This window comes from Nostoc sp. UIC 10890 (assembly GCF_054786515.1).
The window spans coordinates 3,058,022-3,070,168 of the sequence record NZ_JBSGKF010000001.1; the positions used below are offsets into that span (position 1 = coordinate 3,058,022).

The window sequence follows — 12,147 nt, forward strand, 5'->3', positions numbered from 1 at the left end:
AGAGGTTGTTTGGAAAGTGTGTGTACAAAATCAGACTTTCTACCAATTAAATCTAATTAGTAAAAATTGAAATACCAAGATTACCGACTTTTAAAATAAGTCAGTAATCTTGGTTTAATTGTATAACTGCTGTAGATCGTTTTTATGAGACTAATGGCTCAAGAATCTGAGAAATATTTAATTTCTGCAACATAATGCCTTTTATAAATTTGGGAAAAATTATGAATAAAGATAATGAAATAACTGAAAAGTTGAACAAAATGTTGACTGAATCCGCCGAGAAAGAATCTGCTATTAAGTTTTTAAGATTGAGTAATTATTCAAAAGCCGAATCAATTGTAATTTTAAAAAATGCTTTGGGTATTTGTCTTCTCGAAGCACAAGATATAATTCACAACAGTCAAACATGGAGTGATGTAAAAGAATATGACGCAAAACTAATCAACGACTTCTTTGATATTCTGGAAGAATTAGGGAGTTCAAAAAGTGAAGAGACTTAATTGTATTAATATGTGAATAAATTCTATAACAGAATTAGGTGAATTTCCCAGATTTTTAATGATAGGTTAGAATAAAATTAAGCAAATTCTCAAGTAAAGCCATGTCTGACTCAGTTCAGTATGTCACTAACGCAGAGGGAAAAAAAGTTGGAGTACTGTTAGATTTAGAAACTTATCAACAGCTAACTAACTTATCTGTAGATTCGGAATTATTGATTGGTTTAAATCTAGATGAGTTGCAAGCATTGGCAGAAAGTTATTTATCTCCCAAAGCTCAGATACAGTTACAGGAATTATTAGTTAAAAATTCGGATAATGATTTGTCAGATGACGAAACTGAAACCTTAGACAGATTATTGGCACAGGTTGACCAATTAAATATTCTTAAAACTAGAGCTAGATATACCTTAAATGTTTTTCAAAATAAACAGCAACTAGCGTGAGTGTTTACATTCCTGTTGAATTAAAAAAGGAAATTCGTAATTATTTTGCTGATTGTTGTGCTTACTGTCGCACTGCTGAAGCTTTAACAGTCACTACCTTTGAATTTGAGCATATCATTCCCTTGTCTGCTGGAGGGAAAACTATATTTGAAAATCTATGCTTGGCTTGTCCATCTTGTAATCGTTATAAAGCAACTCGCCAAACAGCAATTGACCCTAATACTCAGAATGAGGTTAAATTATTTAATCCACAACAGCAATTGTGGGCAGACCATTTTACTTGGAGTGAAGACACTACAGAAATTGTCGGACTTACAACCATTGGTAGAGCAACAATTTATACTTTAAAAATGAATCGTCTGCAATTAACTCGTGTGCGAAAAATGTGGGTGGAAATGGGTGAGCATCCACCAAATATTTGAGCAAGTGCAAAATATTGAAAGCAAGTTGTAGCTTTATAAAGAAAGTTGTAATAAATATTTAGAGAACTGGGAAAGTTATTAATCAAATGCTGAACTGGAAAAAATCACGATCGCAGATTCTGCTAATGTATGTGCTGTTGGGAGCGATCGCACTTTTGATGCTCTTTCCTTTACTATGGCTAATTAGCACATCCTTGAAATCACCCACGGAAAATATTTTTCAGTCGCCGCCACAGTTGCTACCCAGTCAACCGACACTAAATAACTTCTCTAGTGTGTGGAACTCTCTACCTTTTGGGCAATACCTGTATAACAGTACTTTGGTGTCAGTGCTGACTGTGGGCTTAAATCTGCTGTTTTGCGCCTTGGCTGCCTATCCGTTGGCCAGATTGTCGTTTGTGGGGCGAGACTGGATTTTCGTGGCGATCGTCTCTACGATTATGATTCCCTTCCAAATCGTGATGATTCCCCTCTATATTTTGACAGTCCAGTTAGGTTTGAGAAATACTTATTTAGGGATGATTTTTCCGAGTTTAGCTTCTGCCTTTGGCATTTTTTTGTTGCGCCAAGCTTTCATGAGTGTCCCCAAAGAAATAGAAGAAGCGGCTCGGATGGACGGCAGTTCCGAATTAGGCTTGTGGTGGCATATTATGTTACCAGCAGTTCGCCCTGCACTAGTAACTTTAGCTATTTTCGTATTTATTGGTGCTTGGAGTGACTTTTTGTGGCCTTTAATTGTCATCCAAGACGAAAGTTTATATACTCTTCCTTTGGGTGTCGCGAAGCTAGCAGGGACATTTTCCCTTGACTGGCGGTTGGTAGCTGCTGGCTCAGTGATTGCGATCGCCCCAGTCTTGTTACTATTTCTGTTTTTACAACGTTACATTGTACCGACAGAAACAGGTAGCGGCGTTAAGGGGTGAAGGAGGCAGGGGGCAGGGGAGGAAAACTATATGATTATTGCCCAATCCCCAATCCCCAATTCAATAAGCACCAGTCTTTTTAAATACCACCCAAATAGTTTTAACAATCAGACTCAGGTCATAAGTTACAGACCACTTGCGCTGATAATCTATATCCATCTTGACAATGGTTTCAAAGTCTGTAATGCTGGAACGTCCATTAGCCTGCCATTCTCCGGTAATGCCTGGTTTGACTCGCAATCTATCCCAGTGGTGTGGATCGTAATGGTTAACTTCATCAAGAGTCGGTGGACGAGTACCAACTAAACTCATGTCCCCTAGCAAAACATTCCAAAATTGGGGTAACTCGTCCAAGCTAGTACGCCGCAAAAATTTACCCACAGGAGTAATGCGAGGATCGTCAACAGATTTAAAGATGTGACCTTTAGCTTGGTTTTCAACCAAATGCTTGAGTTTATCGGCATCGACGATCATGGAACGGAATTTCCAAATGCGGAAAGTTTTTCCGTTTAAACCACACCGAATTTGGGAATAGAATATTGGACTTGGCTCATGAATAAAGGTAGCAATTGCTACAGGGATTGCTACCATAAATGTAATAATCAGCCCTACAATGGCTCCGATAATGTCAATTAATCGTTTTCTCACACTTAAAGTTGAAGGGTGTGAAGGCTGTTGCGAACAATTAACTGAATAAAGATAAAGATTATTCACGAGGGCTAACTTATTTTATAACAGGAATTTTTGCATCAGTAGTGTAGACATAAGACATAATTTTTAGGCGATTTTTACTACTGTTGGTTGTCGCCACTACTGAGTGTTAATATACACAAATTTTAACTAATAAAAAACCAAAAACCCAAAATTTACAGAATCTTTCAATTAAAGTGATAGATTGTAAATCTACAATATTTTTTCCATCCAATAAAAAAGATCCTACTACGGTACACATCCAAAAAGTTACTTTCTTGAAGTACTAGTATCACTTTGCAAAACTCCAAATGCTTATGCAGTAAGCATTTAGAGTTTTGAATAATATCATTATTGATGAAAAACTCCACCCATAAGGAGATAAAGTTTTTGGACATGGAGAATGGGGAATGGGGCATGGGAAAGAAGTTACTAATGCCCAATGCCCAATACCCCAAGTGATGGGGCGACTATCCCTATCCACCCACAAGAGGATGGAGTTTTCCGTCGCTTTCAATGAACCTCTAAGGCAAAATTCACCGTGTATGGTTCCTCCAGTGATTGCTGATTACTAGCCTTGATTGCATCTAGATAGCGACGTAAAGACAACAGTTGTTGGGAATTGGGACGATAAGTGAGACTCCCTTGTTTTTCAAAAAGTGGTGCTATGGCGATCGCCTGATAGTCAGGATTTTCTTGCGAACTCTGGGTGAGCCAGGTTGATTCTGTGACTGAAGGTATCAAACCGGAAGGCAATTCACCTTCCAAAAAAGCCAGCAGGCGTTGCTGACAAGTGCGAGTATTAATCCCACGACCCTCAAATAACTGGATAACTTCACCGAAAGATAAGGATCGCTCTGGTAGCAACCGTAGCAATTCTGTAAACAAGAAATAATCAGTGTATTGTTGCCTGGGTATATCTAATATTTGGGGATGCAGAGGCAGCATCGCCAAACCATAAGCAACCCGACTGCAATTAGGAGCGCCGTTTTCGCCGAGATATAAATCTTGCATAATCTTGGCACTGGGGAGTTTTTGCCGTAGCCAGCGGTTCACCGTCCCGACACAAGCCACCCCACCAGTCAGGATCGCTTGATTAATGGATTCTGTAGGAATGCCACGAGCTACCAATAACTTGTTGAGTTCTCGGTTCAGGCGGCGCACAAAAGGGATAAATACCTGGCTTTCTAAGTCTCGTCGCTGCAAAATCCACCGTTGATCGGCTAATTCCAGAGTAAAAGAGTCTTGGTGTTGCAAAATCAGCTTTAAGGCTAGTGCCGCATCTAATACCGCCTGTCCCAGTAGAGAACTTTCTAGACGCTGCTGGAGGCGAATCCGAGCGGTGATATCTGGCTCTCCGACTCTGGGTAGTTCTAATTCTTCTAATCCTAAAGTCTGCCAACGCATTTGGTCTAAACCAGGAATTGAGGGTTGCCATTGCCAAGGATTACTCGTGGTAGTTTTGCTATCGCTTGGTGTTTCTGAGCGTGATTGCCGAGATTTCGGTGGCAATAGCAGCTGGCAAATAATATCTTGCTCAATTCCCTTGCCAGCATAAGCAAAACTGTGGAGCATGAAATCATTGTATGTCAATTGCTGCAAGCTTTCTGGTACATTCACCAGCAACATTTCTGTGGCAGTTGTTCCAATGTTAATCACAAGGGTGTTGCCAACAATGGGATGTTCGCTGGTTTTGGCTGGATGAGAACCTTGAGCATCGCTTAATTTTATTTGCTCACCGTTAGCAGCATCGAGTTCTGGGAGTAAACTAGCGATCGCTTCTTCGACAAAAAAGACTTGCTGTGGATGTTGAATGAGTTTGCTAGTGAGTAAAGCTTCCCGCACGTTAAAGCGGTATTGTTCCGAGCAGCTAGATGGACAGGTGCAAATTACACCAGCAATATTATTGATAATCTTGGGAAAATTTTGTTCGCTGATTCCAACAGCAGCAGCCATTAAACTAGGGGTAGTACAAGTTTTTTCGGATTTGAGGGTTAATAGTAGCTTAGAGAGCGATCGCACAACCCAAATCAAAGGCCCTGCGGAAAATTCATTTAATTGCAAAACAGGTTCCCATTTCTGTCGTTCACTCTTGTAGGGAATGGCTACTTGTAAATAGGGCTTTAACTGTGCCGAGTAGAGATTGTTTGTCGTCGAATCTGCTGTTGCTCTCGGTCTTGCAGGAGTGGTGGCCGAGCGATCGGGCACTTTATCTTGGGCAACAGCCGCTGGTGCCGTCTGCTCATGTGTTTCTACACTTTCGTTTTCACCGTGAGGTATAGAAGCTGTAGGCAGATAAACCTCTGTTGGTAAACGAAACGATTGCTGGAAGGAACTTGTTCCCGGCGGATTTTCTGCTGACCAATAGATAGGATGTACAACAAAAGTCGAGCGATTTAACAATGCGGCAGAAATTCCTGTTGTACCTAAATCAATTCCTAAATACCAGACTGATTCTGGAACATTGGGCGAAACTTCTGGATTATTTATGGAGTTGGAAATTGATGGTAAAGAAGTTTCTTGAACAGGAGTTGTGACTTCCTTTTTTTTTTCAGTTTCTATCAGGGGAACTGCCAAACTGGGTAAAGCAGCAGTTGAGGTATTCTCTACTAATTGAAGATTTTCAGGGGAAGTTGTGGGGATTGTGTCTTGAATGTTATCAAGTAGTTCCGAGAAAAGATCCAGGTTAGTAGCTGGCTGCGACTCAGAATTTAGCTGCTGATCAAAATTAGCCAAATCCCGATCTAATTGCTGCAATTGTTCTTCATCTAAAGAAATATCAGGTACGGCTGGAGCCTGGTTTGACTCAATAGAAAGCAAGTTTTCTTGGGGTGAAGCAGCGATGTAGTTATCTGAAGAAGGTTCTGGCTGATCATCGGGAATTAATGCTTCCGATGTGGCAATATCTTCTTTGCGATCGCGCGGTGTGTCGTAGACAGACACTAAGCTAACGGTAGGCTTTGGCAACTCAATTTCTGTTACTTCTGGAGTAACTGGTGCTGTAGTTGTGGCATCTTCCACAGAAGATGATACTTCCAGCAGTTGTTGCTCACTATCAGTATCAGGCAATAGGTCAGTTAGGGTATTAATTGTATCAACACTAGCTGGCTGAGTGTCGAGTTGCACCGGGAAACTGTCTGTTTGTGGGGTAGAGAAGCTAAGAGGCGAGTCTAGGTCAATCTCCTCTTCAAAAAATAGTTCTTCCTGTGGCTCTGATGATGAATCTGTGGTTTCTCTTAAAGTCTCTTGGGTTGAAAGACTCGTCTCTGGTGTCACAACCGCAGAATCAACGGTTGAAGGAACAGGTGGAGCCTCAGCAATATTCAACGGTGATGGAGAGGCTGTAGAAGCAGATAAGTCATTTGTGGCAATATCGAGGCTTGGATTACTAACATCACCAACGCCAAATAAACTAGCGTAAAGTTGGTCTACTTCATCACCAATTAATGCAGAAATATCTTGCGGTAATTCGGTTGTGGTTTCAGAAGATTCAGAAGATTCTAAACCAAGCTGCAACAGCACTGCATCTAAATCTTCTGTGAGGGTAGTCTCCTGTTCCTCAGAATTAAGAATGAGTGGAGATGAAGTTTCTGGCTGTATAAGCTCCAAAGATTGGGGCGCAACTTCAGCAGCGATCGCAGTTGGTTCAACTAATGATGCTGGTGAAGATAGTGTTTCAGATTCTCCCCCCAGGAAAGATGGCTGGGAACTAGGGGATTCTTGCTGCAAATGCTGGGTCAAATTATTGAGAAAGCTGGCCATCAGCTGTTCGCCTTGCATCCCCTTGCTATGCATTCTTGCTAATGCTTGCGACAGGGATTCGTAATAAGTATTAATGTTGCGCTGTAGTGCCTCAAAGACTACATTCACAGTCCCATCTAGGGATAATAGGCGTTGATCCAACTCCCTGGCTAGATGGGTTAATCGCTCCACACTGTCTGGTGATTCTAAAAAAGTTTGACTTGCAGAGTTTGTGTGATTAGGTGCTCTTGAAGAACTGGCGGAATTTTCCCCCGTCTGTCCTACCAGTGGCGTTAAAGTTGGCACAAGACGACTCATGAGTACCTGTAAAAACTCGGTAATCATCTGCTCCTGGTTTGTCAACTGTTGTGCTAGGGAGTAGTTTTGCAAACGTTTTTGTTCTAACTGTCGAATTTCCTGTATGAGAGTGGCTCGCTCTTGCAAAAGCGATTCTAATTCCGATCGCAACGGCTGAATCAATCTCGAAAATTCATTTTTTAATTGTCCTGCGCCAACAGTATTCTGTTCTTGACTGGGTTCAATCTGCGGTAGTGGATACTGGTTATAATCACGATCAATAAATTTTGTTAACAAAGGCGAACGCGATTCTTCAGAAGACTGATTTGGGATGCCGCTCTCTAATGCTTCTTTTTCTTGCAACTTCACCAAGAAGTCCCGAATTCTTTCTAAAACTTCTTTAGGCTCTTGCGCCTGACCAGACAGAAATCTAGACAGGCGCTTGCCACCGCTGGCAAGCAAGTTGTCAATGTCTGCAATCAACTTTTGAATTTCATCTGCACTGGAAGTCACTTTTGTCACCTTACGTAGAAAATTATGTCAACTAATGTGACAATTACTTTACAATCACCGTAATCCTATGGGGATCTTGCTATACGCAGCATCAACCATAGGAAAAATTTTGAGTGGACAAAGCCACTACTTGAACTTGTGACTGTCATTATGTTATGGATTACTGGGAGTCGTGGCAATATTCAGTCAGCGTTTGTGGGAGAAGCTTAGTTTTGCAGGTCAATTGGTTGCCTATTTTTGGAAATCGCTAAAATACCTGAGCAATAATTTACTCCCTTTAGTATCATTGATGTTGTTTGCCTATATTCTTAACTAATTAAGTTTGCAGTGCAGCTAGCCCCTAAGCAATACAACCGCCGGCTATAAACTACTTTTTGCAAAACTTTTACCCCGTTTAAACTTATAGGTAAAGATTATTTAGAAAAACGTTTTTGTCGCTTTCTTATGTAGCATAGTTTAGTTTTCTCTTGGAAAGGGAGCTGTGCAATGATGGCTTAGGCTAAAAATGGCGCTCTTGTTTGTTGTGTGTATATAGCAGCTTCAATAAAAATGTGGTAATGGAAGACCGATATAGCTTGCAAGCACAGGCTAATCCCTGGATGATCACCTCCGCTCCCTTTTTTCAAGGGTTGCCAGAACCCGCTGTGGAATCAGCCCTCATCCATCTTGTCACCCGCACTCACCCAGCCAATCAGGTAATTTTGCTGGAAAATGACTGGGGGGGGTCTGTGTATTTTATTATGGATGGATGGGTAAAAATTCGCACCTACAATCTGGAAGGAAAAGAGGTAACACTGAATATTCTTGGCAAAGGGGAATTATTTGGTGAAATGGCGGCGCTAGATGAAGTACCTCGTTCCACAGATGTGATTACCTTAGCCCCGACGGTAATTGGTAGTATGCCTGCTCAGGATTTTGTCAAATTACTTCAAATAGAACCCTTGGCGGGGGTTAGATTGGCGCAACTCATGGCACGACGATTGCGGCAAGTAAATCGCCGATTGCGGTTGCGCGAATCTGATAGCCAATCACGGGTAGCAGATACATTGCTATTTTTGGCAGAAGGACAGGGAAAAAAAGGGCAGACAGGAACCGAAATACCCAATTTACCTCATCGGGAATTGAGTAGTTTGAGCGGACTGGCGCGGGAAACAGTAACACGAGTGTTGACAAGGCTAGAAAAAAAAGGCTTGATTAAACGGGATCAAGATACTATTTGTATTCCCGATTTGTCAGCCTTAGAAAGAATGATAGTTTAACCGATCGCGCCCAAGATTCCTCAACTTCTCTACGAGACGCTACGCGAACAGCTAAGAAAAGTTGGCGATGAATGGGCGCTCTGGGACTGGGTACTGGGTACTGGGGAGAAATTATGAGTAAGATTTGGTTGGGCTATGAATCCCCATATAAATCTTCCCAATCCCCAGTAAAACCAGTCCCCAATCCCCAATCCCCAGTTTAAGAACTTGTCAGATATGAGTATTTTAGATTCTCTGCCAGATGAGCCGGAGAAAGATCCATCGCCTGAATCTCCAACTCCTCAGAATCATTGGTTAGACAAAGAACAGCAGTTAATGCCTCCTCAAATCAAGGCTGTTGCGCCCTTGAGGATGGTGGAAACGGCGTTTTTAGCCAGTACCGCTAGCCTAATTTGGTTTATTAATTTCTACTTTCCCTTGGGCCCTGTTTTGCGGATATTTTTTCCGGTGCCGATCGCTCTAGTTTATCTGCGTTGGGGCAAACGTGCAGCCTGGATGGCAGCACTCACTTCTGGGTTACTGCTGACAGTATTGATGGGGCCAGCCCGCAGTTTGCTGTTTGTCATGCCCTATGGGTTCATGGGCGTGCTTTTGGGAGCGACATGGTATCGTCGTCGTGTTCCCTGGATTGTTTCTATCACCTTGGGTACGCTGTTGGGTACTTTGGGAGTTTTTTTTCGGCTGTGGTTGCTGTCTATTTTGTCGGGTGAAGACCTGTGGATTTATGTGATTACCCAAGTAACTGAGTTCATTGAGTGGGTATTTTTGAAGCTGAGTTTGTTGGTGAGTCCCAGCGTGTTTTTGATTCAAGTGGGAGCGATCGCTTTAATTCTACTCAACAACTTTATCTACCTTTTTGTGGTACACCTAGCAGCATGGTTCCTTTTTGACCGTCTGGGCAACCCCATTCCCCGCCCACCACGCTGGGTACAAGTCCTCATGGATTATGAGGTATAGTCATTTGTCATTTGTCATTTGTCATTTGTCATTTGTTATTTGTTAAATGATGAGTCCTAACTAATCAGCAATGCCCGATGCCCAATGCCCAATGCCCTATGCGCCATTCCCTATGCCCAATTCCCAAATTCGTATTTATACCCAAACAGAACAGGGTGAAGAATGGCTACGACGGTATCGTGGCTGTCTACCCGTATTTGCTTGTGTTTTAGGATTTACTGAAACTGGTTTAATTCCAGGAATTTCGGCGGCTGGTCGCACTCCAGAGGATCGGAAATATACTGCTTGTGCAGATGCCGAATTTTTGTATTATGGCCCGGAACATAAAGCCCAATATCCCTTACCGCCATTAGCGGCTGGGGCTTCACCTGTGCTGATTTCTCGCGCTGTCTTTGAATCACTAAAGATACCAGTTCATTTATTTAATGCTGGTTTACCTCAGCCTCCTGTTGTGCCAGTAATTGATTTGGGTGGCGCTCCTGCTAAGTGTTTAAGTGGAGGTGCTGCGATGGAAATCACAACGGTACATCACTTGTTTGAACAAGGGCTACTTTGGGGAGAACGCCTTGCTGCCAATATCCAACAGGGGTATCTGATTCTCGGTGAGTGTGTCGTTGGAGGCACTACAACTGCCCTGGCAATCTTAACTGGTTTAGGTATAGATGCTGCCGGAAAAGTTAACAGTAGCCACCCTGTTTGTAACCACGCACAAAAATTTGCACTAGTGCAAGCTGGGTTGGAGAAGATGAAGGGGAGCAGGGAGCAGGGAGCAGGGGGAGAAAATTTTACTTTCCCTGTTAACCCCTTGCAACTTGTTGCTGCTGTAGGTGATCCCATGCAAGTGGTGGTAGCTGGGATGGCGATCGCAGCTAGTCGTAGTTGTGGTGTAATGCTTGCTGGTGGGACGCAAATGCTGGCGGTTTATGCGCTCATCAGTGCGATCGCTCAAGCTTACGCCTTATCATGGCAACCAGAAGCAGTAGTTGTGGGCACAACCCGCTGGGTAGCAGAAGACCCCACTGGCGCTACAGTTGACTTAGCTCTCAACTTGGGAAAAAGCAGCTTCACTCAGAGTGGAAGAACCCCTCCTTTATTGGGAACTTATCTGAGCTTTGCTAATTCTCGTTATCCCCAACTGAGAGCTTATGAGCAGGGCTTTGTGAAAGAAGGCATGGGTGCTGGAGCAGCTTGTATAGCCGCCCATCTTAGCCAAGATTGGCAGCAACACCAACTTTTGGCAGCCATTGAAGCCCAACTTGAACGGCTAAGTACAGCATTTCATTAGGACTTCCAAATACAAAAATACTGAATTATTTCTGCTATTGAGAGCGATCGCACCCTAACAACCCCAATGCACCCCAATACTTGTCCATTAAGGGAAAAAGGGGAAGGAAAAACCTTTTAACCTTTTCCCAAACCAAATTCTAAGTTTAAAATGCAAAATCCGAATAGTATTGCAATGCACTCAATCAAACGAGAGTGCAAACAGAGATAATTTGATTATTTATAAATATTCAAAAAATACTTCAGGTACTAATCTTAATTCTCCAGATTGAAAGCGAGAGATATCTATCCATAAAGCTCTATGCTTATGATTTTTTGATTCTGAAAAAATTAAACTTTCCAGTTGATAAAATTTTGAATCAGCAAAGTCACATTGATAAAGCTGAATAATTTCATGACCTTGCCTACCATTAAATGTAAACAAGTTCTCTATACAACCTAGATATTTAATATTCGTTAAGTCTGCCTGAATTTCCTCTTGAAACTCCCGTTTTAAAGCGTCGTGGCTGGTTTCACCAAATTCAACCCCACCGCCCAAAGCACGATAAAATGTTTCTTGCTTGACGGGATCATAGCCTTCAGAAAGAAATATGCGTTCGTCATCCCGAATTAGTCCCAAGGTTATTACCCGAATTTCACCTGCTTTATTCATTTTTGTAACTAATTATCGTAAATAGACTGAGGACGACTTTCGCTATCCTCAATCGGCCAATCTGGATTTTCGCCGCCGATGTACAATTCTTCAATGGTGACATATTCCTGACTTAGCTGAGTGAGGGCATTGATTAAAATATCTAGAGCGATCGCATCACTCGTTCCTAAGTCAAACCAACAACGCCCCCAGTGACCCTCATATTCAAACTCACCGATATTATGCATCAGTGCTAGCAGACTTTTGTCATAACCTTGTTCATCATAATTCATGTAGCTGATATCGAGTCCAGTGTCCTGCACCTGAAGATTCTCGGCATTAAATGCACCCAATTTACCTAGATAAAACCAGGAATTGAAAACTTCTTCTACATATTGCTTTTCACGCGCAGAAGGATTTGTGCTGAATTTTAGCCAAATCCACATATCAAAAGGATTAATTTCGCGAAACTGAATCTCCATTTTGG

11 protein-coding genes are annotated in these 12,147 nt (G+C 42.2%); 7 read left to right on the top strand and 4 right to left on the bottom strand.

The window, feature by feature from the left end:
* Window positions 1–221: 221 nt before the first annotated feature.
* The 4 genes from ACWATR_RS12190 (at window position 222) to ACWATR_RS12205 (ending at window position 2,288) form a co-directional block, all read left to right on the top strand.
* Window positions 222–500, top strand: coding sequence for a hypothetical protein (locus tag ACWATR_RS12190; protein ID WP_460332563.1), 279 nt, complete (start codon window positions 222–224; stop codon window positions 498–500).
* A gap of 101 nt (window positions 501–601) precedes the next feature.
* On the top strand, window positions 602–943 hold the full coding sequence (locus ACWATR_RS12195; RefSeq protein ID WP_460332565.1) for a hypothetical protein: 342 nt from the start codon (window positions 602–604) through the stop codon (window positions 941–943).
* Window positions 940–1,365 (top strand): HNH endonuclease, encoded by a 426-nt coding sequence (locus ACWATR_RS12200; protein ID WP_460332567.1) that lies wholly within the window; start codon window positions 940–942, stop codon window positions 1,363–1,365. Before ACWATR_RS12195 ends, ACWATR_RS12200 begins: the two co-directional genes overlap by 4 nt.
* Before the next feature lie 86 nt (window positions 1,366–1,451).
* Window positions 1,452–2,288, top strand: a complete 837-nt coding sequence (locus ACWATR_RS12205; RefSeq protein WP_460332569.1) for a carbohydrate ABC transporter permease — start codon at window positions 1,452–1,454, stop codon at window positions 2,286–2,288.
* Between the two features lie 60 nt (window positions 2,289–2,348).
* On the opposite strand, the gene ACWATR_RS12210 is transcribed toward ACWATR_RS12205, so the two are convergent.
* Together ACWATR_RS12210 and ACWATR_RS12215 are read right to left on the bottom strand one after the other, a co-directional pair.
* A complete protein-coding gene (locus ACWATR_RS12210) occupies window positions 2,349–3,002 on the bottom strand; it encodes a sugar transferase (protein WP_460332571.1) in 654 nt (217 codons plus the stop codon).
* 489 nt (window positions 3,003–3,491) lie between these two features.
* Entirely contained in the window at window positions 3,492–7,529 is a 4,038-nt protein-coding gene (locus ACWATR_RS12215) for a DUF5585 domain-containing protein (protein ID WP_460332573.1), read from the bottom strand.
* Between the two features lie 557 nt (window positions 7,530–8,086).
* On the opposite strand from ACWATR_RS12215, the gene ACWATR_RS12220 reads away from it, so the two are divergent.
* From ACWATR_RS12220 to cobT, 3 genes are all read left to right on the top strand, one after another.
* On the top strand, window positions 8,087–8,788 hold the full coding sequence (locus ACWATR_RS12220) for a Crp/Fnr family transcriptional regulator (protein WP_012409873.1): 702 nt from the start codon (window positions 8,087–8,089) through the stop codon (window positions 8,786–8,788).
* A 216-nt stretch (window positions 8,789–9,004) separates the two neighbouring features.
* Window positions 9,005–9,745, top strand: a complete 741-nt coding sequence (locus tag ACWATR_RS12225) for a DUF2232 domain-containing protein (RefSeq protein WP_069070830.1) — start codon at window positions 9,005–9,007, stop codon at window positions 9,743–9,745.
* A 112-nt stretch (window positions 9,746–9,857) separates the two neighbouring features.
* On the top strand, window positions 9,858–11,030 hold the full coding sequence (cobT, locus tag ACWATR_RS12230; RefSeq protein WP_460340370.1) for a nicotinate mononucleotide-dependent phosphoribosyltransferase CobT: 1,173 nt from the start codon (window positions 9,858–9,860) through the stop codon (window positions 11,028–11,030).
* A 219-nt stretch (window positions 11,031–11,249) separates the two neighbouring features.
* Here the strand turns inward: cobT and ACWATR_RS12235 are convergent, their stop codons facing one another.
* Window positions 11,250–11,681, bottom strand: coding sequence for an NUDIX hydrolase (locus ACWATR_RS12235; RefSeq protein ID WP_460332576.1), 432 nt, complete (start codon window positions 11,679–11,681; stop codon window positions 11,250–11,252).
* An 8-nt stretch (window positions 11,682–11,689) separates the two neighbouring features.
* Window positions 11,690–12,142 carry a DUF3531 family protein gene (locus ACWATR_RS12240; RefSeq protein WP_435020586.1) on the bottom strand — a complete coding sequence of 151 codons (453 nt, stop codon included), beginning with the start codon at window positions 12,140–12,142 and terminating at the stop codon, window positions 11,690–11,692.
* Between the last annotated feature and the right edge of the window lie 5 nt (window positions 12,143–12,147).